Here is a 20,916-nt window from a genome sequence, read left to right as displayed (position 1 = left end):
GTGGTCACGACGCCACCGCCTCGGCCGCGGCCAGCGGCCCGGGCACCTGCTCGCCAGGGGCGAGCGGGTAGACCAGCAGGCGGTGCGGCTCGACGGTCAGGGTCACCGCGTCGCCGGGGGCCAGCCGCCGGTCGGTGCGCAGGTGCAGCGCGCGTCCGGTGTCCGTGCGGACCTCGACCGCGAGCTCGCGACCCTGGTACTCGACCACCTCGACGGTGGCCGCGATGAGGTTCGCGCCCTCGCCCGCCGCCACGCGCACGTCCTCCGGGCGGACGGCCGCGACCGCTTCCGCACCCGCGGACAGCGGGCTGACCGCGGTACCGGTGAGCCGCAGACCCTCACCCTCCACGACGACGTCGTCGCCGGAGGCCTGCACGGCCGTCATCGGGAGCATGTTGCGGAAGCCCATGAAGTCGGCCACGTGCCAGTTGGCCGGCCGGGCGTGCAGGTCCTCGGGGGTGCCGATCTGCTGCACCCGCCCGTCGCGCAGCACGACGAGCCGGTCGGCCAGCGAGAGCGCCTCCTCCTGGTCGTGCGTGACGTAGACGGTGGTGAGCCCGAGCGACTGGTGCAGCCTGCGGATCTCGGTGCGCATCTCCAGGCGCAGCTTCGCGTCGAGGTTGGACAGCGGCTCGTCCATCAGCACGAGCGAGGGCTCCAGCACCACGGCGCGGGCGATCGCCACGCGCTGCTGCTGCCCGCCCGAGAGCTGGCCGGGCAGCTTGTCCGCGTGCGCCTCGAGCTGGACGAGACGGATCGCCTCGGCCGTGCGCCGGGCGACGTCGGCCTTGGGCAGGCGCTGCATCTGCAGCCCGAAGGAGATGTTGCGGCGCACCGACATGTGCGGGAAGAGCGCGTAGCTCTGGAACACCATCCCGAACCCGCGCTTCTCCGGGGGCAGGACGTCGACCCGCGTCTCGTCCTGCCAGATGGAACCGGAGGTCAGCGGAAGGAGGCCGGCCAGGCAGTTCAGCGCCGTCGACTTCCCGCACCCCGACGGCCCGAGCAGGGCGATGAACTCGCCCGCCCGGATCGTCAGGTCCAGGTCGGCCAAGGCGTCCTTGCCGGAGAACCGGCGCCCGACGCCGTCGAGGCGCAGCTCGGAGAAGCCGCTCATCAGGAGTTGCCCCCACCGATCTCGCGGTCCCAGCGGTCGAACGCCGCGACCATGTCCTTCGTCTCCAGCGGGGTGGCCTTCGGGTTGTCGGCGATGAGCGACTCGTACTCGGGCCGGCCGAACTGCTGGATCACCTGCTGCGACTCCGCCGGGGCCATGTCGACCGTGACACCCTCGACGGCGGGGCCGGGGTAGAAGTAGCCCGAGTCGTAGGCCTTGGCCTGCTGCTCCGGGGTGAGCATGAACTGGATCAGCGCGAGCAGGGCCGCCTGCTTGTCGGCGGAGACGCCCTTGGGGACCGCCGCGTAGTGGGCGTCGGTGACCCAGGTGAAGCCCTCGAGCGTGCCGACCTGGAACTCGGCGGGCACGGTGCCCAGCGCCCGCGGGTTGATGTCCCAGCCGGTGGTCGTGACGACGATGTCGTAGGTGCCGTTGGCCAGGTTCTTCATCGTGTCCGTGGTGCCCGACGGGTAGGACGTGACGGTCTTGTCCAACTCGGCGAGGTAGGCCCAGGTCTTCTCCCAGCCGTTCACCGGGTCCTTCGGGTCGCTGTCACCGAGGATGTAGGGCAGGCCCATCAGGAAGGTGCGCCCCGGCCCGGAGTTGGACGGGCGCGCGTACCCGACCTTGCCCGGGTTGGCCTGCGCGTAGGCGAGCAGCTCCTGCGCGGTCTTCGGCGGGTTCGGCACCCGGTCGGGCGCGTACTCGATGAGCGGGCCCGACGGGTAGTAGGTGACGACCACACCCTGGTCGGCGGCCAGCTCCTGCATCGCCGCGGCCGGCTCCTGGTAGTTCTCCATGTTCGACAGGCGCTCGCCGAACTGCGGCAGCAGCGGCGTGAACAGGCCCTGCTCGGTGCCGGCGGACAGCCCGTCGGTGCCGGTGAGCACCATGTCGATGCCGAGGCGCCCGGCGTCCTGCTGCGCCTTGATCTTGCCGGCCATCTCGGGCGCGGCCGCCTTCTCGGTGGTCACCCGCGAGACGATGTCGGGGTTCTGCGCCACGAACTCGTCGATCATCCCCTGGGTCAGCTGCAGGTTGCCCGCGACGTCCAGGATGTTGAGCGAGACGGCCTCCGCGGGCCGGTCGGGCACCTCACCCGCCGGCACCTCGGCGCTGCCCGGTCCCTCCGGGGCGCCGCAGGCGGTCAGCAGCAGGAGCGCGCTGATCCCGCCTGCCGTCACAGCGGTGCGCCATTGCATCCTCATCGGGAAGGTCCCTTCGTCGGGGCGGGTGCGACGGCAGTGCTGCCGCGCACGATGAGCTGGGTGGGCAGTTCACGGTGGACCGGTCCGAGCTCGCCGTCGGAGCCGAGCATCGAGAGCAGCAGGCCGACGGTGGCGCGGCCCGCGGAGCGCTTGGGCACCGACACCGTGGTCAGCGCGGGTTGGCTCATGCCGGACATGTCGATGTCGTCGCAGCCGACCACGCTGAGCCCGTGCGGCACGGTCACGCCGCGCGCGCCGAGCCGGTTGAGCAGCCCGAGGGCGACCACGTCGTTGTAGGCGATCACCGCGGTGGCCCCCGAGGCCAGCACGAGGTCCGCCGCGGCGACCCCGCCCTCGAACTGCGGCGGGAAGTGCCCGACGTGCGCCAGCTCCGTGCCGCCCGCCTCGGCCGCCTGCCGCAGGCCGCGCTCGCGCTGGTCGTTCGACCACGACGTGCGCGGACCGGCCGCGTAGGCCACGCGCCGGTGCCCGAGGGCGGCGAGGTGGTCGACGGCCTGCCGCATGCCGTCGGCGTTGTCGACGATGACGCTGGGGCGCTCCCCCACGCGGCGGTTCATCAGCACGACCGTGGAGTCCGCGCCCACGGCGGCGAGCTCGGCGTCGGGTGCGCGGGGGGAACACAGGATCAGCCCGTCGACCTGCTTGGCCAGCGCGCGCATCAGGTCGACCTCGGCGTCGGCCACCTCGTCGGTGTCGGCGATGAACACCGAGTAGTCCGCGGCGCGGGCCGCGGCCTGCACGCCCTTCACCACGGAGGCGAAGAAGGGGTTGGACAGGTCCGGGACGATCAGCCCGAGGTTGCCGGTGCGCCCGGTGATCAGGCCGCGGGCCGCCCGGTTGGGGCGGTAGCCCAGGCGCCGTGCCGCCGACTCCACCCGCGCGCGCGTGGCGGGGCGGACCAGTTCCGGCATCGAGAGCGCCCGCGACACGGTGGCCTGCGAGACGCCAGCCGCGCTGGCGACGTCACGGATGGTGGCTGCCACGCGCTCTCCCGTCGTCTGCCCCGTTGCGTTGCCCGCAGATTCTGAAACCGTTTACGGAGTACGTCAACCTTTTCTTGCAGGGAACTTCCGCGCGCCCGCAGCCAGCTGATGTACCGCTTGCAATCCTTTGCAGGCAGGAGCGCTTACCGGCCCGGTCGGCCCGGGCTACAGCCAGCCGGCGTCCCGGGCGATCCGGATGGCGTCGATCCGGTTGCGGCCACCGACCTTGCCGATCGCGTTGGACAGGTAGTTGCGCACCGTGGCGGGCGAGAGGGCCAGCCGGGCGCCGATCTCCTCGGTGGTCCCACCGCTGCCGGCTTCGCGCAGGACGTCGGTCTCGCGCGGCGTCAGCGGGCTCACGCCCGTGGCCAGCGCCGCGGCGATCAGGTCGGGATCGATCACCCGCGCCCCCGACGCCACCTTCCGCACCCCGTCGGCGAGGGCGTCGGCCGGGGCGTCCTTGACGATGAAGCCGCGCACGTGCACCTTGAGCGCCCGCAGCAGGTACCCGGGCTGGGACAGCCCGGTGAGCACCAGCGTGCGGCAGTCGGGCAGGTGCTGGGCCAGCAGCTCGGCGGCGCCGAGCCCGTCCAGGCCCGGCAGGTCGATGTCGAGCACGGCCACGTCGGGTCGGGTGCGCAGGGCGGCGTCCAGGATCTGGTCACCGCGCTCGAGCTGCGCCACCACCTCCATGTCCTCCTCGAGGGTCAGCAGCGCCACCAGCGCGCCCCGGATCAGGTGCATGTCCTCGGCGATCAGTACCCGGATCACTCGCGCTCCTCGCCGCCGTGCGGGACCTCGACCACCAGCCGGAAGCGGCCGCCCGGCAGCCGCCCCGCGGTTGCCGAGCCCCCCACCGCCGTCGCCCGCTCGGCGATTCCGGCCAGGCCGCTCCCGCGCCCGTCGCCGCGGCCGGCGCCGTCGTTGACCAGCTCCAGCCGCATCCTGCCGTGCGCGGGGGTCACGGAGAGCGTGGCGCTGCGGGCGTCGCTGTGCCGGATCAGGTTGGTGACACCTTCGCGCACTCCCCAGGCCAGTACCTGCTGCGCGGCGGGCGGCCGGTCGGGCAGCCGCACGTCGGAACGGACCGCCACACCGGCCGCGCCGAGCAGGACGACCGCACCGTCGAGCTCGGTGGCCAGCGAGACCGGGCAGTCGTCACGGGTGATCGCCGACATCCCGTGCAGGGCGTCACGGGCGAGCGTGGTGATCCCCTCGATCTCGACGCGCGCGGCGGGCGGGTCGCGGGTCAGCAGGCGCAGCGCCAGATCGCCCTTGAGCGACACCGCCGACAGGCTCTGCCCCAGCAGGTCGTGCACGTCCCGGGCGACCCGCAGCCGTTCGCGCCCGACCGCTGCCTCCGCCAGCTCGACGCGGGTGGCGCGCAGCTCGTCGAGCATCCGGGTCAGCACGACCGCGCCGTACAGCACGGCCGGCGGCACGACGCCTGCCAGCGAGTACAGGGCCCACAGGGCGATCACCCCCGGTGGGAGGCCGTCACCGGTGGCGAGCACGATCGTGGCGCCGGTGATGAAGGCGCCGCTCGCGGCGAGGCAGCCGATCCCCGCCCCGCGGGGGAGCACCATGAGCGCGACCGCCGCGAACGCCCACACCCCGGAGGCGTACCAGTTCTCCCAGCCCCACAGCGGGCCGGGGACCGCTCCGAGCACCGCCAGCGCGGCGAGCGTCCAGGCCCAGCCCGCGGGCCGGCGCCCGGCCGCCGCGGCGAGGCAGTGGCGCACCAGCAGCGTCCCCACCAGCAGCCCGAGCCCGACCGGCAGCGCCCAGTCCTGTTCGTACGGCTCCCCCGCCACCGGGTAGGCGGTGTAGACCACCGGGACCGCGACCTCGACCACGGCCAGGGTGAGCAGCGACCAGTGCGTGCGGAGCGTCGACAGGGTCACGTCGGTGTCACCTCCCGGATCACCGGGCCGGCGCCGTCCGCCTCGATGCGCAGCCCCGTCCGGCCTCCCCTCGAGGTCACCGTGAAGACGCAGCGCCGCAGCGTCGGGTCGCGCAGCAGCCGGGCGACCTCGGCGCGCAGTGCAGCCAGGAGCGCCTCCCCCGCCTCGGGCACCGTCCCGGGTCGGGCGGGCGCCAGTGCGGCGTCGACTCCCGCCGCCCGCAGCAACGACACCGCCGTCGCCAGCTCCCCCGCCAGCGAGGGCTCCCGGTAGTGGCGCACGGTCCGGCGCGCCGCGGCGAGGGCGTCGCGCGACGTCCGGACGAGCGTGCGCAACCCGTCACCGGCAGCGTCCGGGGAGACCGCGGCGCGCTCGCCCGCCCGCTCGCCGAGGGCGACGATCTCCTCCAGCGAGCGTCCCACCGCGTCGCGCAGCTCGCCGTCGATGCGCAGCCGCTCCCGCAGGACCGCCTCCTCGGCGAGCCGGGCACGCGCGGTCTGCACGGCGCGAGCGGTCCCGATCAACCACGCCGGCACCGCGAGCACGGCCGCGTACAGCAGGGTGGCCAGCGCGAAGTAGACCCCCCAGTCCGGCCCGCCGGTGATCGCGGCGGTCCCGGCCAGTGCCGCCACGGTCAGGTACGACCACGGCCCGCGCAGCACGCACAGCGCCGAGGCCGCGAGCGGGTGCAGGGCACCGAGCCACGGCACGCCCAGCACGGGCAGCACGCCCAGGACCACGGCGGCCATCGCCGCCAGGCTCCAGCGGTCGCCCGCGGGCACCCGCCCCGCCATCGCGTGCGTGAGGTGCCGAAGGTGCAGCGGCAGGTACGCCACCGTCGCCAGCGCCGCCAGGGGCAGGGCGGCCGGAGCGGACCAGGTGAGCCTGCTCAGCCCGGAGCCCACGATCAGGACCGTGCCGACGAGGATCCCGGTGGCGGCGAGCCGCAGCCGGCGGTCGCCCGTCCCGCTGCCCGGCACGGACTCCTCGGGGAACGCCCACCGGACGGCCGTCGGCCGGCGCCACCGCGGCGCGGCGTCGACGGCTGCGGTCACGGGCCCGATCGTGTCGCAGCGGTCGGGGCGGTCGCCAGATGGCGATGTCATGCCGCACCGATGATGTTCATCATCGTTTTCCCCCCACCGCCCGACCTCGCCGCGGCGCTGATGTTCGTCATCGGGCGCCGGTGACATCGGCTTCTACCGCACACCGTCTCGCGACAGCAGCCTTTTGGCCATGACGACGACATTCGACATCCGCCCGTTCCGCGTCGCGATCCCCCAGGCCGACCTGGACGACCTGCAGCAACGACTCGCCCGCACCCGGTTCGCCGACGAGCTGCCGCTCGCGGTGCGCAGCAGCGGGAAGCCCGGACCCGTGCCGCCGGGCTGGGAGTACGGCGTACCGGTCGACCACCTCCGCGAGCTCGTCGAGTACTGGCGCGACGGCTACGACTGGCGCGCCTGGGAAGCGACGCTGAACGCCCACCCGCAGTTCACCACCGAGATCGACGGGCAGAACGTCCACTTCCTGCACGTGCGGTCACCCCGGCCGGATGCGACCCCGCTGATACTCACCCACGGCTGGCCGGGATCCGTGGTCGAGTACCTGGACCTGATCGGCCCGCTCACCGACCCGGGCGCCCACGGCGGCGACCCGGCCGACGCGTTCCACGTGGTGATCCCCTCGGTTCCCGGCTTCGGCTTCTCCGGACCCACCCACGACACGGGCTGGAGCCGGTACCGCGTGGCCGCCGCCTGGGCCGAGCTGATGCGCAGGCTGGGCTACGACCGCTACGGCGTGCACGGCAACGACGGCGGCTCGCTGATCTCACCCGAGGTGGGGCGGATCGACCCCGACCACGTGACGGGCGTGCACGTCACGCAGGTCTTCTCCTTCGCGAGCGGCGACCCGGACGAGATCGCGGCGCTCTCGCAGGAGGACGCGGCGAAGTACGCGTTCGGGCAGTGGTTCGTGCAGAACCGGGGCGCCTACGACAAGCTCCAGTCCACCGAGCCGCAGAACATCGCGCACGCGCTCGCCGACTCCCCCGCGGGCCAGCTGGGCTGGAGCCTCCAGCTGTTCGGCGCCGGCCTGCCGCGCGACTTCGTCCTCACCAACGTGATGATCTACTGGCTGACCGGCACCGCCGCGTCGTCGGCGCGCTTCTACTTCGAGGACGCCGAGGCCGCGCCCCCGCACCAGAAGTCGAACGGCCGCGGCACCGCGGGCCCGAGCGAGCCCACCACCGTGCCGCTGGGGCTGGCCAACTTCGCGTTCGACTACCCGTCGGTGCGCGCGTTCGCCGACCGCGACCACAAGAACATCGTGTCCTGGAACGTCTACGACCGGGGCGGCCACTTCGCCACGCAGGACGCACCCGACCTGCTGGTCGACGACCTGCGCCGGTTCTTCCGCGCGCTGGGCTGAGACGCGGCGTCAGCGCACCCGGATCGCCGGGGCCTCGGTCCGGCCGTACTCCTCGCGCAGCGCGGGCAACAGCTCGCGCTCGGCGAACCGGAGGTACGCGTGCTGCGTGTCCCCACCCACCTGGACCAGCGCGACGTGGGTGAACCCGGCATCGACGAACGGGCGCACCGCCTCGACGTGGGCCGCCACGTCCGGCCCGCAGGGAAAGGCGGCCGCGACGTCGTCCGGGGTGACGAACCGGGTGGCGGCGGCGAAGGCGGCCGTGCCGGGCAGCTCGGCGTTCACCTTCCAGCCGCCGGCGAACCAGCGGAACTGCGCGTGCGCCCGGTCGATCGCGGCGTCGCGGTCCGGGTCCCAGCTGATCGGCAGCTGGCCGATCTTGGGCAGCGACGTGCCCGCGGTGGCGTCGAAGCCCCGCACCAGGTCGGCCCGCGGCTCCACGGCGACCATGGCGTCGGCCACCGGCGCGAAGGCCCGCACGGACTGCGCCCCCGACACGGCCACCGCGATCGGCACGCCGGCCTCGGGGTGGTCCCAGAGCTTCGCCGAGTCGACGCGGTAGTGCGTGCCGCGGCGGTTGACGTACCCACCGGCGAACAGCTCGCCGATGATCTCGACGGCCTCGCCGAGCATCTCGTGCCGCACGTTCACCGGCGGCCAGCCCGCCCCGACCACGTGCTCGTTGAGGTTCTCCCCGGAGCCGAGGCCGAGGCAGAAGCGCCCGTCCCCGGCGAGCAGCGCCACCGTCGCCGCCTTCTGCGCCACGACCACCGGGTGGTAGCGCATGGTCGGGCACGTCACGTAGGTCATCAGCGGCATGCGCTCGGTGGCCGCGGCCACCGCCCCGAGCACCGGCCAGGCGTTCGGCGAATGGCCCTGGCCGTCCAGCCACGGGGAGTAGTGATCGCTGATCACCGCGAAGTCGAAGCCCGCGTCCTCGGCCCCGACCGCGTCGGACACCAGCTCGCGCGGTCCGCGCTGCTCGCAGAGCAGGGAGTAGCCCAAGGCCACCATCAGCCCGTCCTCTCGGTCGCCGCCTCGCAGGTGGCGGTACCCCCTGGCCCACGGAGCTACGCCGCCGTGCGTCAGGGGCCACCGGGACGGGTAGGCCCCACGCATGGCCGATGTCGACGACGAGCTGTGGAACGAGTTCCACCGCGTGGTGAACATGACCTCGCGCGAGCTGGGCGACTGGCTGCGCACCCGCGACGCGGGCGAGGACTCCGAGGCGCTGCCCGACCAGGCCGGCACCCCGACGGGCCAGGAGGTGCTCGGCATCCTCGGCAAGCGCCGCGGTGACCTGACCGACGTGGACGCGCACGTGATGCGCCGCGTCGTCGAGCGGGTACACGCCCAGCGCCGCGACGACCTGGAGCCGGCAGCCGGGCAGGCCGGCTGGCGGCACCGGCTGATGTCGCTGGGACACGACCCGCTGAAACCGGTCGGCTGATCACGAGTATCGGTTGTCCATTGCTGTGATCACAGCAATGGACAACCGATACCGCGGATCTTCGAGCTACGCCCGCCCCGTGACGACCTCGTACAGGCTCGTCCAGTTGTCGCCGCCGTGGCCCGCCGCGATCGCCCGGTCGTAGAGGGACTTGACCGCCTCCGGCAGGATCGTGTCGAGCCCGGCGTCCCGGCTCGCCGTGACGATGTGGTCGGCCGTCGCGCCCATCATCGTGGCGGTGCTGAGGTCCCCGGGGTACGTGCGCTCGTCGACGTGCTTCGCCGTCTCGCCCACGAACGCCGCGGCCAGCTCGAGCGTGTCCTTCACGTAGGGCATCAGCTCCTCGGCCCGCACCCCCGCCGCCGTCACCAGCGCGGCCGCCTGCAGCTCCGCCGCGAGCGCGGTGAGGAAGACGGTCAGGACCGCCTGGTAGAACAGCTGCGCCAGCGCCGGGTCCGCACCCCGGTAGTCGGGACGGCCGATCACGCCCAGCGTGGCCTCGTGCGCCTCGAACACCGACCGCGGGCCGCTGTAGAAGACGTAGGACCCCTCGGTGCCCACGATCGGAGCCGGCACCATCACCCCGCCGGCGAGCAGCTCCGCCCCGCGCTCGGCGAGCCAGGCGGCCGCCTCGCGCGTCCGCTCGGGGGTGTCCGAGCTGAGGTTGACGACCACCCGTCCGCGCAGCTCCTCCCCGACGTCGCCGAGGACGTCGTACATCGCCGCGTAGTCGGTGAGGCTCAGGATCACCAGCGGGCTCGCCGCCACGGCGTCGGCCGGCGTCCCCGCGCGAGCCGCGCCCGCCGTGACCACGGCGTCGGCCCGGGACGCGGTGCGGTTCCACACCGTCACCGGGTGACCCGCGGCCAGCAGCGCGCGGACCATCGCCTGGCCCATCGGACCCAGGCCCATGATCGTGACCGGAGCGTTCATGCCGTCGTCCTCCTCGTGTTCAGCAGCTCGACCAGGCCGGTGAGGTCCTCCGCCCCACCGCCCTCGACCAGCCGTCGCTGCATCAGCGGGTACAGCGGCGCGATCAGCTCGGGGCTCACGCCCTGCTCGTGCGCCGCGTCGTAGAAGTTGTGGAAGGCGGCGGCCTGCATCGCGAGGTTCGAGACGACACCGGTGGTGTAGTCGCGCGCCTCCATCTGCGCGGCCATCCGCTCCTGGAACCCGCTCATCGCGTCCGTCCAGCGGCGCAGCAGCGGCGCGAACGCCGTGGTGGAGAGGCCGGCCGAACGGACCATCGCGAACGCGTGCAGCTCGCCCATCGTCACGCCGTACATGGCGCTCAACAGCGCCAGGTCGTGCAGCGCGGCCAGGCCGGGGTCGGCGCCGACCCACATGGTCTCGCCGAGGGCGTCCAACGCGTCCCGGTGGGCGTCGAACACCTCCTGCGCGCCGCTGTAGAGCACGAACGCGCCGGGCCCGCCGATCATCGGGGGCACCGCCATGATGCCGCCGTCGAGGAACGCCGCGCCGTGCCGCCGCGCCCACCCGGCCAGCTCGCGCCCCTGGCCCGGAGTGCCGTTGGTCAGGTTCACCACCGTGCGCCCGGCCAGCGCGCCGGCGACCGGATCCAGCGCCTGTTGCACGGACCGGTGGTCCCAGAGGCAGACCACCACGAGCCGGCTCGCCCGCGCGGCCTCGTCGATCGTCGCGGCTTCCACCGCCCCGCCGGCCACCAGCGCGCCCGCCTTGCCCGGCGTGCGGTTCCACACCGTCGTCGGCCGGCCGGCGGCGAGGAACGCCCCGGCCAGCGCGGTGCCCATGGCGCCCAGGCCGAGCACCGTCACCGCCTTCTCGTCTTCTGTCATGCGACCAGCCTGAGCGGGCGCCCGCACGATCCACTGACGATCCGCGCACGACCGCCGAGCCGCACCCCACCCGCGAATCGCGCCCCACCACCCGCAAGTCGCGCCCCACCGGGGAGCCGCGGCCCCCTCACCCGCGACTCGCACCCACCACCCGCGAGCCGCGCCCCACCACCCGCGAATCGGGCCCAACCTCCCGGCCCCGGGTCTCGGGGTGTGCTCGGCGGGTTCCTGGTCGCCGTCGGGTGCAATGAGGGCCGCACGGTGCCGGTGCTGCGCCGAACCGGCGATCACAGCTGCCGGCCAGGCCGCCATAGGCCATGATCACCGAACGGGTGCAGGGACGGCGACACGCTGCCGCCAGTGCACCGAATCGGCGATCATGGGTGGGTGTGGCCGGACCGGGGCTTCGCACTCACCGGCTCGCACCGAGCGGGCGATCCCGGGTCCGCGCGTGCCCGACCGAGCCGTTGATCGTTCCCAGATCCAGCTCATCGCCCCGAGAAGGGCGATCGCCTCGACCTCGGACCGATCAACGACCGATGATCGTTCCCAGATCGAGCTGTTCGCCCTCGTCGGGGCGATGAGCTCGACCTCGGAACGATCACGGGCGTTGGCGCGGAGCGAAACCGTGCGCGAGTAGGCGGCCCGGCGGGGGCGGAGGAGCGCCCCGCGAGTCGCGGCTCCGTTGCGGGCGAGTCGCGTCCGCCTGAACGCGAGTCGCTGCCCCAGTGACGCGAGTCGCTGCCCCAGTGACGTGGGTCGCGGCCACGACGACGCGCCGCGTCACGACCGTGCACGAGTTCCCCGACCGAGCGCGCGAGTCGCTCCCGAGTGCGCGCGAGACGCGGTCCGGGTGCGCGCTGCTCGCCGCCAGGGCGCGCCGCTCACCGCCTGGGCGCTGCTCGCGACCTGGAAGCGCGATTCGAGGCGCGCCCTGCACGCGAGTCGGGCGGATGGTGCCGGGGAGGTCGGTGGCGGGTGTGCACGCGCCGCGGTCCTGTCGGTGCCGCTCGTTACCGTGGTGACGTGCGCTTCGGAGTGCTCGGCCCGGTGGCCGTCTGGACGGCCGACGGCCGCCCGGTGCGGGTGCCCGAGCGGAAGGTGCGTGTTCTGCTGGCCGATCTCCTGGTCAACGAGGGGCGTCCGGTTGCCGTCGAGCGGCTCGTCGAACACCTGTGGGGTGCGCAGGAGCCCGGCAACCCGCTCAACACGCTGCAGACCAAGGTCTCGCAGCTGCGCCGGACCCTGGAGCGGGCCGAGCCCGGCGGTCGCCGGCTCGTGGTCCGCCAGCCGCCCGGCTACCTGCTGCGCCTCGAGGAGGGTGCGCTCGACGTCCACCGCCTCCGCACGCTCACGGCGCAGGCCCGCGCCGCCGCTGATCCCGCGGTCCGCGCGGCCCTGCTCGCCGATGCGCTGGCGCTGTGGCGCGGGCCCGCCCTCGCCGACGTGGACGCCGAGCCGTTCGCCGTGGTCGCCGCCCGCCGGCTTGAGGAGGAGCGGCTGGCCGCGGAGGAGGATCGCGCCGAGGCCCGGCTCCGGCTCGGTCGCGCGGAGCTCGGCCCGCTCGTCGCCGAGCTCGGCGACCTCGTCGCACGCCATCCCCTGCGCGAAAGGCTGCGCGCCACGCAGATGCGCGCCCTCTACCGCGCAGGACGGCAGGGCGAGGCCCTCGCGGCGTTCGCGGAGCTGCGGGGCGGGCTCGTCGCCGAGCTCGGGCTCGAACCCGGTCCGGAGATCACCGCGCTGCAACGGGCGGTCCTCGCGCAGGATCCGGCGCTGTCGGAGCCGCCGCAGCAGGGCCCGGGACGGGCGGGTCCGGCGCCGGCAGCGCAGGCCCGGGCTGCCCACGTCGGGGCACCGCACGTTCCGGGGCCGCAGGCGGCGGCACGGACAGGTCCGGCAACGCCCGATACGAGGCCACCTGGCTCGACTCCACCTGGCGCGACACCACCCGACTCGACACCACCGGATCCGGCGCCCGGCCAGGGCACTGCCGCGCTCCGTGGCGTCCCGGTTCCGCTCACCGAGTTGGTGGGCCGCGACACCGCGGTCCGGCAGGTGCAGGAACGGCTGGCCGCCGCGCGGCTGGTCACGCTGACCGGGCCGGGCGGGGTCGGGAAGACCCGGCTCGCGGCCGCGGTCGCGCGCGCGTCTCCGGAGGCCGACGACGTGTGCCTCGTGGAGCTCGCGGGGCTCGACCGGCAGGTCTGCCCGGAGGCCCACTGCCCGGCGGGCGACCGGGTCGTCGAGGTGGTGGCCGCCGCGCTCGGCGTGCGCGCGGCCGCGGCGGCGGGTCCGGCCGATCTCGTCGCCCGGATCGGTGAGGCCGTGGCCGGGAGCGGGTTGTTGCTGCTGCTCGACAACTGCGAGCAGGTCGTCGAGCCGGTCGCCGCGCTGGCCGAGCGCCTGCTGCAGGCCGCTCCCGACCTGCGCATCCTCGCCACCAGCCGGGAGCCGCTCGGCGTACCGGGCGAGGTGCTGTGGGAGGTCCCGCCCCTGGCGCTGCCGGCGGCCACGGACCTCGCGGCCGCGCGGGCGTCGAGCGCGGTGCAGCTGTTCGCCGAGCGGGCCGCGGCGTCCGCGCCCGGGTTCGTCCTCGACGACGCCACCGCTCCGGCCGTCGCCACGATCTGCCGGCGTCTCGACGGGCTCCCGCTCGCGCTGGAGCTGGCCGCGAGCCGGGTGCGCGCGCTCGGCGTGCACGAGGTGCTGGTCCGCCTCGACAACCGGTTCGCCCTGCTCACGAACGGCCCGCGAGGCGCGCCCGACCGTCAGCGCACGCTGCGCGCGGTGATCGACTGGAGTTGGGAGCTGCTCACCGACGCCGAGCGGATCGTGCTGCGCCGCCTCGCCGTCCACCCCGAGGGGTGCGATCTGGCGGGCGCCGAGGCGGTGTGCGCCGGCGGCGGAGTCGGCGCCGACGAGGTCCTCGACCTGCTGGCCCGCCTCGTCGACCGCTCGCTCGTGGTCGCCCAGTCCGGCGCCCAGCCCGGTTCCGGCGCCGGGCCGCGGTTCCGGCTGCTGGAGACGGTCGCCGCCTACGGCCTCGAGCGCATGGCCGAAGCGGGGGAGCTCGAGCTCGTCCGACAGCGCCACAGCCACCACCACCTCGCCCTCGTCGAGCATGCGGAGCCGGAGCTGCGGGGCCCCGACCAGCAGCGGTGGCTGGAGCAGCTCGACGCGGAGGCGGCGAACCTGCGCACCGCGGTCGACCACCTGGCCCAACAGGCCGACGGCGCCGCGCCTGCGTTGCGACTGGTGCAGGCGCTGTGCTGGTACTGGTTCCTGCGCGGGCGCACCGCCGAGGCCACCCGGTCCCTGCGCGCCGCGTTGGCCGTTCCCGGTGCCGCGCCCGCCGCCGCGCGCACCCAGGCCGCGGCATGGCTCGCCGCGCTCCGCGTCCTCGACGGCGAGCCACCCGACGAGGCGGCGCTCGACCTGTCCGAGCTCACCGACCCGCCGGCCCGCGCCCGCACGCAGTGGTTCCTGGGCCACGCGCTCACCACCGTGGCCGACCCGCGGGCGGTGCCACTCACCTCCGCCGCGCTCGCCACCGCCGAGGCCGTCGGCGACCGGTGGGGCATCGCGGCGGCGCTCGCCGACCGGGTCAGCCAGGTCACCGCGCAGGGCCACCTCCCCGACGCCCGGGCGCAGGCCGAGCGGGCGGCCGCCCTGTTCCGCGAGGTGGGCGACCGCTGGGGGCAGGTGCAGGCCACGTTCGCGCTCGGCGCGCTCGCCGAGTACGTCGGCGAGTACGCGCGTACCGCCGCGCAGCACCAGGCCGGCCTGCGCATGGCCGAGGAGCTCGGGCTGTGGGCGGAGGTCTCCTACCAGCTGTCGTGGCTGGGCCGTGCGGCCCTGCTCCAACGGCGGTTCGCCGAGGCGGAGACGCTGCACCGGCGGGCCGTCGCGATGGCGGTCGCGCACGGGTTCGCGCCCGGCCGCATCTACGCGCTCACCGGCCTCGCCCTCGGCGCCCGCCGCACCGGCGACCTCGACACCGCCGAGGAGCACCTGCGCACGGTCCTCGCGTGGCACCGCGGCACCGCTGCCGAGCCCGGCACCACCCTGATCCGGGCGGAGCTGGGGTTCGTCGCCGAGTTGCGCGGCGACGCCCACACGGCCGTCCGGCTGCAGCTCGAGGGCCATGCGGTCGCGCGCCGCACCGGTGATCCGCGGGCACTGGCGCTCGCCCTGGAGGGTCTCGCCGGTGCGGTCGCGCTCGCCGGAGCGCCACGCCACGCCGCGCGGCTGCTCGGGGCAGCGGCGGCGGCCCGCCAGGGTGTCGGCGCGCCCCTCCCACCCGCGGAGCGCGGCGACGTCGACCGCATCACCACCGCGGCCACACGCGCACTGGGCGAGCCGGAGTTCACCGACGAGTTCGCGAAAGGCGCGGAAGAAGCGCCGGACGAGCTGGTGAACGCGGCGGCGACCGCCGTACGCGCACCTCCCCACGCAACGAGCGGCACTCTCGTCGGCTAGGTGTCGACGAGAGTGCCGTTCGTTGCTCAGGGGGCCGCGCGCAGCAGGTCGCTCGCCTTCTCCCCGATCATCATGCAGGTGATGTTCGGGTTGATCGCGGGCAGGAACGGCAGGATCGACGCGTCAGCCACCCGCAGGCCCTCGACGCCGCGTACGCGCAGCTGCGGGTCCACGACGGCGGCCGGATCCGTGGCCGGGCCCATCTTCGCCGTGCCGGCCGGGTGGTAGACGGTGTTGTGGGTCTTCGCGACGTAGTCGGCGAGCTCGTCGTCGGTGACCGCCTCCGGGCCGGGTGTGAGCTCCCGCGCCACCCATCCCTTCAGCTGCTCCTGCTCGGCGATGCGGCGGGCCAGCCGCACCCCGGTGAGCATGACGCGCATGTCGTGCCCGTCCGGGTCGGTGAAGTAGCGCGGGTCGACGCGGGGGCGGTCACGGAAGTCGCGGGTGCGCAGCCGCACCGTGCCCCGGGACCGTCCGCGGGTGACGTTCGGGGTGAGGCAGAACCCGTTGTCGGTGGTCGGGTAGCCCCAACGCACCGTGTTCAGGTCGAACGGCACCGATCCGTAGTGCATCATCAGGTCCGGGCGGTCCAGGTCCTCGCGGGTGCGGGTGAACAGCCCGATCTCCCACCACTGCGTGGAGCGGGTGACCATGGGCTGCGCGGCCTCCCACATCACGAGGCCCTCGACGTGGTCGTCCAGGTTCGCGCCGACGCCCGGTGCGTCCACCCGCACGTCGATCCCGAACTCGCGCAGGTGCTCGGCGGGCCCGATGCCCGAGAGCATGAGCAGCTTCGGGGTGTCGATCGCGCCTGTGCTGAGCACGACCTCCCTGCGGGCCGTCACCGTGCGCCGGCCCGGGCCGATGTCCTGCTGGTACTCCACGCCCGTGGCGCGGGCCCCGTCGAAGAGCACCCGCGACGCCCACGCCCCCGTCCGCACCTCCAGGTTCGGACGCGTGCCCAGGATCGGGTGCAGGTAGGAGCGGGAGGACGACGCGCGCGTGCCGTCGGGCTCGCGGTTGATCTGGAAGAACCCCGCGCCTTCGCAGACGGTGGCGCCCTCGTTGAACCGGACGGTGGGCAGCCCGACGGCTGCGGCCGCCTCCAGCAGCGCCACCCCACACGGGTCGTCCGGCGCGACCTGCATGATCGTGACGGGGCCGTTGCGGCCATGCCCGTCCCAGGGGCCGTCGTTGTTCTCCAGCCGCGCGATGAGCGGCCAGCACTCGTCGGCGCTCCAGCCCTCGCAACCGGCCGCGGCCCACTCGTCGAGGTCCTCGCGGGGCGTCCAGAACGCGATGCAGGAGTTGTGCGACGAGCAGCCGCCGAGCACCTTCGCACGTGCGTGGCGCAGGAAGCTGTTGCCGCGTTCCTGCGGCTCGACCAGGTAGTCCCAGTCGTAGCCGGAGTCGAGCAGCGCCATCCAGTCGGTGAGCTTGAGGATCACCGGGTTGTCCACGTCGGACGGGCCGGCCTCCAGCAGGCACACGGTGGTGTCCGGGTCCTCGGACAGGCGGGCGGCGAGCGCGCACCCCGACGACCCACCCCCGACGACGACGTAGTCGAACGCGTCGGTCATCACACGCCCCCTGTGAACCAGCCCGCCGGACCTGGCTGGGTGTTGTGCCAGATGTGCTTGTGCTCCTGGTACTCGGCCAGGCCGGTGGGGCCGAGCTCGCGCCCGTTGCCGGACCGCTTGAAGCCGCCCCACTCCGCACCCGGGAAGTACGGCCCGAAGTCGTTGATCCACACCGTGCCGTGCCGCAGGGCGCGGGCGACGCGTTCGGCGCGGCCCGCGTCGCCGGTCCAGACGGCGCCGGACAGCCCGTACTCGGTGTCGTTGCCCAGCGCGATCGCCTCCTCCTCGCTCGTGAACCGCTCGACGGTGAGGATCGGGCCGAAGGTCTCCTCGCGGATCACCCGCATGTCGCGGCGCACGTCGGCGATGACCGTGGGCCGGTAGAAGAACCCGTTGCGCAACCCGGGCTCCTCCGGCCGGTGCCCGCCCGCCACCACCCGGGCGCCCTCGGCCCGCGCCGACGCCACGAAGTCCTCGATCTTCGCCAGCTGCGCGGCCGAGACCAGCGGGCCCGACTCCGTGTCCTTGTCCAACCCGTTGCCCAGCCGGATGCGGTCGGCGCGCCGCGCGAGCTCCGCGACGAGGTCGTCGTGCAGCGCGTCCTCGACGATCAGCCGGGTGCCGGCCGAGCACACCTGGCCCGCGTGCAGGAAGACCGCGGTGAGGGCGTTGTCGACGACGGTCTCGAAATCGGTGTCCGCGAAGACGATGTTCGGGTTCTTGCCGCCGAGCTCCACCGCGACCCGTTTCACGGTCGTCGCGGCGGCCCGCATGATCGCCTGCCCGGTGGCGAGGCCGCCGGTGAAGCTGACCATGTCCACGTCCGGGTGCTCGGACAGCGGGGCACCAACGGTCCGGCCCTCGCCGAGCAGGATGTTGACCACACCGCGCGGCGCGCCCGCCTCCTCCAGCAGCCGCACGAGCAGCACCGACGTCAGCGGGGTGACCTCGCTCGGCTTGATGACCACGGTGTTGCCGGCCGCGAGCGCGGGCGCGACCTTCCACGACAGCTGCAGCAGCGGGTAGTTCCACGGTGTGATCAGCACGCAGACCCCGACCGGTTCGTGCACCACCCGGCTCACGACGGCCGGGTTGCCGGTGTCGACGAGGCGTCCGGTGTCCTTGCCCGCGAGGCCGGCGTAGTAGCGGAACACGGCGGTGACGTCGTCCACGTCGATGCGGCTCTCGACCAGGGTCTTGCCTGTGTCGAGGGTCTCGACCCGCGCGATCTCCTCCTTGTCGCGCTGGAGCAGGTCGGCCACCCGGTGCAGCAACGCGCCGCGTTCGCCGACCGGGGTGCCGGGCCACGGGCCGGTGTCGAACGCCGCCCGCGCCGCGGCCACCGCGCGCTCGACGTCGTCGGGTCCGGCCTGGTCGACCGTCTCGAACACGGAGGCGTCGAACGGGTTGACGACCTCGGCGCTGCCGCCGGAGCCGGACGTCCACTGACCGTCGATGAAGAGGCTGGGCACCCGCTGATCGTCCTCGAGAACTCGCGGACGTCAAGCGGGAGCGCCGGGGATCGCGGGCCGGGCGCGTCAGTCCACGGGGCGAGCCGGGGCAAGCGGCCGGGTCGCCCCGGCCGCCAGCAGGCCCAGCAGCAGCGCGCCGAGCACGACGAACAGCGCTCGCAGGATGCCGGTGCTCTCGGCGAGCAGGCCGATCAGCGGCGGGCCCGCGATGAAGGCCGTGTAGCCGATCGAGCTGACCACCGAGACGCGCGCCGCGGCACGGGCCGGGTCGTCCGCGGCGGCGCTCATGCCCACCGGGAAGCCCAGCGAGGCCCCGACCCCCCAGAGCAGGGCGCCGGCGAGCGCGACGGGCGTCGAGCCGCCGAGCAGCACCAGCAGCAGGCCGGCCAGCGCGATCACGGCGGTGGCCCGCAGCACCGGGACGCGGCCGTAGCGCTCCAGCGCCGTGCCGCCGAACATGCGCCCGACGGTCATCGCCGCGACGAAGAACCCGAACGTGATGGCCCCGAGGGTCTCGCTCTCCCCGTAGCCGTCGACCATCGCGATGGCGGCCCAGTCGTTCGCCGAGCCCTCGGTGAACGCGAACGCGAGTACGAGCAGCCCGACGGCAAGGGTGCGCGGCTCGCGCCAGGCGGCGAGCACGCCCGAGCCCGACGAGGTCTCTCCGGGCTCGGCTTCGGGCGCCGGCAGGAAGCGGCGCACCGCCAGCGTGACGACGATGGGGAGCGCCACCACGACACCGACCAGCTGCACCGGCAGCGAGACGCCGAGGGCGGCGCACACCGCGGCGATGGCGGCGCCGGCCACCGTGCCGAGGCTGAAGCCCGCGTGCAGCCGGGGCATGAGGGAGCGGCCGAGCCTGCGCTCCACGTCGGCGCCCTCGACGTTCATGGCGACGTCCCAGACCCCGGTGCCGAGGCCGGTGAAGACCAGGCCGAGCGCCGCGATCAGGACCTGCCCCATCGACATGCCCACGGCGAGCAGCGCGAGCCCGGACGTCAGCGACAGCGCGCCGGCGAGCACCGTGCGGGCCGGCCCGAGCCGGTGCACGAGCGGCCCGGACAGCGGCAGCCCGGCCACCGACCCACCCGAGGCGCACAGCAGCAGCAGGCCGAGCTGCGCGGTGGACAGCCCGAGCGCGTCGCGCAGCGCGGGCGTGCGCGCGATGAACGACGAGAACGCCAGGCCCGCCGCGATGAAGGCGACGGCCACGGCCGTGCGCGCCCTCAACGCCTCGGCGGAGGGCAGCGCCTTGGTGGTCACATCGGCTCCCGTCGAATGTGTCGAATCGATTCGATCGTTCACGGTACGCGGCGCGTGCGGCGGGCTCAACGCAGATGTGGCCCATCCCGCTACCGTTCCCGGATGTCCTCCCGTCCGACGCTCGCCGCCGTCGCGGCGCACGCGGGCGTGTCCCCGTCCACGGCGTCCCTCGCCTTCGCCGACAGCCCGCGCGTCGCCCCGGCCACCCGCGACCGGGTGCTCGCCGCCGCCGCCGAGCTCGGCTACGCGGGCCCGGACCCCCTCGCTGCGTCGCTGCGACGCGGCCGCAGCGGCGTCATCGGTGCGTTCATCGGCGAGCGGCTGCTCTACGCGTTCCGCGACCCGGTGGCCCTGCAGCTGCTCGACGGGATCAGCGAGGTGCTCGGCTCGCACGACGTGGGGCTCCTGCTGCTCGCGGGGGACTCCGGGCGCCCGTCCACCACCCAGATCGCGCGCATCCCGCTGGACGCGGCCATCTTCGCCACCTGCGGGCTCGAGGACGACCCGGCGCTCGACCAGCTGCGCGCCCGCGGCGTGCCCGTCGTCGCCGTCGAGGGTCCGGTCGTCGACGGGGTCGTGCTCGTCGACATCGACGACCGTCGCGGCACCCGCGACGTCGCCCGCCACCTCTACGACCTCGGGCACCGGCGGGTGCATCTCGTCGCGATGCCACTGCGCCTGGACGGCACCCGCGGCCCGGTCTCGGCGGAGCGGCGCGCACGGGCGCACTACCGCGACGTGCGGCACCGCATCGAGGGCGTGGAGGACGTGTTCGGTCCGGTTCCGGTGTACGAGACGCCGAGCAACGCCGTGGACGAGGGCTGCGCCGCCGGGCGGATCCTGCTCGACGTCGCCGCGGACCGGCGCCCCACCGCGATCGTGGCCCAGAGCGACATCCTGGCGGCCGGGGTGCTGCAGGCCGCCGGCGAGCTCGGTCTGCAGGTGCCGCACGACCTGTCCGTGGTCGGGTTCGACGGCGCGGACCTGCCGTGGCTGGCGCCCGACCGGCTCACCACCGTGGTGCAGCCGAGTGCCGAGAAGGGGCGCGCCGCGGCGCAGGCGGCGATGGATCTGGTGGCCGGCGCCGCACCGGAGGACCTGATGCTCCCGGTGACGCTGCGCGTCGGCACCACGAGCGGGCCCGTGCCGTCGTCCGATCGGTCGGTCCGGCGGTAGACCTCGCGCAGCG

16 protein-coding genes are annotated in these 20,916 nt (G+C 74.4%); 4 read left to right on the top strand and 12 right to left on the bottom strand.

The window, feature by feature from the left end:
* Positions 1 to 4: 4 nt before the first annotated feature.
* From CFP66_RS34075 to CFP66_RS34050, 6 genes are all read right to left on the bottom strand, one after another.
* Positions 5 to 1,117 carry an ABC transporter ATP-binding protein gene (locus tag CFP66_RS34075; RefSeq protein ID WP_094929451.1) on the bottom strand — a complete coding sequence of 371 codons (1,113 nt, stop codon included), beginning with the start codon at positions 1,115 to 1,117 and terminating at the stop codon, positions 5 to 7.
* Positions 1,117 to 2,325 carry an extracellular solute-binding protein gene (locus tag CFP66_RS34070; protein ID WP_094929450.1) on the bottom strand — a complete coding sequence of 403 codons (1,209 nt, stop codon included), beginning with the start codon at positions 2,323 to 2,325 and terminating at the stop codon, positions 1,117 to 1,119. The genes CFP66_RS34075 and CFP66_RS34070 overlap by 1 nt, the downstream gene beginning before the upstream one ends.
* Complete coding sequence (locus CFP66_RS34065; RefSeq protein ID WP_094929449.1) at positions 2,322 to 3,329, bottom strand: LacI family DNA-binding transcriptional regulator; 1,008 nt, start codon at positions 3,327 to 3,329, stop codon at positions 2,322 to 2,324. Before CFP66_RS34065 ends, CFP66_RS34070 begins: the two co-directional genes overlap by 4 nt.
* A 165-nt stretch (positions 3,330 to 3,494) precedes the next feature.
* Complete coding sequence (locus CFP66_RS34060) at positions 3,495 to 4,100, bottom strand: DNA-binding response regulator (protein ID WP_094929448.1); 606 nt, start codon at positions 4,098 to 4,100, stop codon at positions 3,495 to 3,497.
* A complete protein-coding gene (locus tag CFP66_RS34055; protein ID WP_094929447.1) occupies positions 4,097 to 5,233 on the bottom strand; it encodes a sensor histidine kinase in 1,137 nt (378 codons plus the stop codon). Before CFP66_RS34055 ends, CFP66_RS34060 begins: the two co-directional genes overlap by 4 nt.
* Complete coding sequence (locus tag CFP66_RS34050) at positions 5,230 to 6,288, bottom strand: histidine kinase (protein WP_094929446.1); 1,059 nt, start codon at positions 6,286 to 6,288, stop codon at positions 5,230 to 5,232. Before CFP66_RS34050 ends, CFP66_RS34055 begins: the two co-directional genes overlap by 4 nt.
* A gap of 181 nt (positions 6,289 to 6,469) precedes the next feature.
* Between CFP66_RS34050 and CFP66_RS34045 the strand changes: the two genes are divergently transcribed.
* On the top strand, positions 6,470 to 7,663 hold the full coding sequence (locus CFP66_RS34045; protein WP_094929445.1) for an epoxide hydrolase family protein: 1,194 nt from the start codon (positions 6,470 to 6,472) through the stop codon (positions 7,661 to 7,663).
* 9 nt (positions 7,664 to 7,672) lie between these two features.
* On the opposite strand, the gene CFP66_RS34040 is transcribed toward CFP66_RS34045, so the two are convergent.
* Positions 7,673 to 8,674: a TIGR03557 family F420-dependent LLM class oxidoreductase gene (locus tag CFP66_RS34040; protein ID WP_094929524.1), complete on the bottom strand. Its 1,002-nt coding sequence runs from the start codon at positions 8,672 to 8,674 to the stop codon at positions 7,673 to 7,675.
* A 106-nt stretch (positions 8,675 to 8,780) separates the two neighbouring features.
* On the opposite strand from CFP66_RS34040, the gene CFP66_RS34035 reads away from it, so the two are divergent.
* Positions 8,781 to 9,113 carry a DUF3140 domain-containing protein gene (locus CFP66_RS34035; protein WP_094929444.1) on the top strand — a complete coding sequence of 111 codons (333 nt, stop codon included), beginning with the start codon at positions 8,781 to 8,783 and terminating at the stop codon, positions 9,111 to 9,113.
* A gap of 66 nt (positions 9,114 to 9,179) precedes the next feature.
* On the opposite strand, the gene CFP66_RS34030 is transcribed toward CFP66_RS34035, so the two are convergent.
* Complete coding sequence (locus tag CFP66_RS34030) at positions 9,180 to 10,046, bottom strand: NAD(P)-dependent oxidoreductase (protein ID WP_094929443.1); 867 nt, start codon at positions 10,044 to 10,046, stop codon at positions 9,180 to 9,182.
* Entirely contained in the window at positions 10,043 to 11,242 is a 1,200-nt protein-coding gene (locus CFP66_RS34025; protein WP_369805234.1) for an NAD(P)-dependent oxidoreductase, read from the bottom strand. Before CFP66_RS34025 ends, CFP66_RS34030 begins: the two co-directional genes overlap by 4 nt.
* Positions 11,243 to 11,956: 714 nt before the next feature.
* Between CFP66_RS34025 and CFP66_RS34015 the strand changes: the two genes are divergently transcribed.
* Positions 11,957 to 15,412 carry a BTAD domain-containing putative transcriptional regulator gene (locus tag CFP66_RS34015; RefSeq protein WP_094929440.1) on the top strand — a complete coding sequence of 1,152 codons (3,456 nt, stop codon included), beginning with the start codon at positions 11,957 to 11,959 and terminating at the stop codon, positions 15,410 to 15,412.
* A 26-nt stretch (positions 15,413 to 15,438) separates the two neighbouring features.
* Here the strand turns inward: CFP66_RS34015 and CFP66_RS34010 are convergent, their stop codons facing one another.
* The 3 genes from CFP66_RS34010 to CFP66_RS34000 all read right to left on the bottom strand — a co-directional run bounded on the left by CFP66_RS34010 (position 15,439) and on the right by CFP66_RS34000 (position 19,727).
* A complete protein-coding gene (locus CFP66_RS34010) occupies positions 15,439 to 16,992 on the bottom strand; it encodes a GMC family oxidoreductase (protein ID WP_094929439.1) in 1,554 nt (517 codons plus the stop codon).
* Positions 16,992 to 18,464, bottom strand: coding sequence for an aldehyde dehydrogenase family protein (locus tag CFP66_RS34005; RefSeq protein WP_094929438.1), 1,473 nt, complete (start codon positions 18,462 to 18,464; stop codon positions 16,992 to 16,994). The genes CFP66_RS34010 and CFP66_RS34005 overlap by 1 nt, the downstream gene beginning before the upstream one ends.
* A 66-nt stretch (positions 18,465 to 18,530) precedes the next feature.
* A complete protein-coding gene (locus CFP66_RS34000; RefSeq protein WP_094929437.1) occupies positions 18,531 to 19,727 on the bottom strand; it encodes an MFS transporter in 1,197 nt (398 codons plus the stop codon).
* Positions 19,728 to 19,829: 102 nt separating this feature from the next.
* Between CFP66_RS34000 and CFP66_RS33995 the strand changes: the two genes are divergently transcribed.
* Positions 19,830 to 20,903 carry a LacI family DNA-binding transcriptional regulator gene (locus CFP66_RS33995; protein ID WP_094929436.1) on the top strand — a complete coding sequence of 358 codons (1,074 nt, stop codon included), beginning with the start codon at positions 19,830 to 19,832 and terminating at the stop codon, positions 20,901 to 20,903.
* The last annotated feature ends 13 nt before the right edge of the window (positions 20,904 to 20,916 follow it).

The sequence above is a fragment of the Pseudonocardia sp. MH-G8 genome (assembly GCF_002262885.1).
Classification (GTDB): Bacteria; Actinomycetota; Actinomycetes; order Mycobacteriales; family Pseudonocardiaceae; genus Pseudonocardia.
Note: the sequence above shows the minus strand (reverse complement) of the source record. Positions and strands in the feature narration are given on the sequence as shown.

What these genes read in the sequence shown, in the direction of transcription:
- CFP66_RS34075 (WP_094929451.1), bottom strand. Translation starts at nt 1,117, where the DNA reads ATGAGCGGCTTCTCCGAGCTGCGCCTCGACGGCGTCGGGCGCCGGTTC.
- CFP66_RS34070 (WP_094929450.1), bottom strand. Translation starts at nt 2,325, where the DNA reads ATGAGGATGCAATGGCGCACCGCTGTGACGGCAGGCGGGATCAGCGCG.
- CFP66_RS34045 (WP_094929445.1), top strand. Translation starts at nt 6,470, where the DNA reads ATGACGACGACATTCGACATCCGCCCGTTCCGCGTCGCGATCCCCCAG.
- CFP66_RS34035 (WP_094929444.1), top strand. Translation starts at nt 8,781, where the DNA reads ATGGCCGATGTCGACGACGAGCTGTGGAACGAGTTCCACCGCGTGGTG.
- CFP66_RS34030 (WP_094929443.1), bottom strand. Translation starts at nt 10,046, where the DNA reads ATGAACGCTCCGGTCACGATCATGGGCCTGGGTCCGATGGGCCAGGCG.
- CFP66_RS34025 (WP_369805234.1), bottom strand. Translation starts at nt 11,242, where the DNA reads ATGGCGGCCTGGCCGGCAGCTGTGATCGCCGGTTCGGCGCAGCACCGG.
- CFP66_RS34010 (WP_094929439.1), bottom strand. Translation starts at nt 16,992, where the DNA reads ATGACCGACGCGTTCGACTACGTCGTCGTCGGGGGTGGGTCGTCGGGG.
- CFP66_RS33995 (WP_094929436.1), top strand. Translation starts at nt 19,830, where the DNA reads ATGTCCTCCCGTCCGACGCTCGCCGCCGTCGCGGCGCACGCGGGCGTG.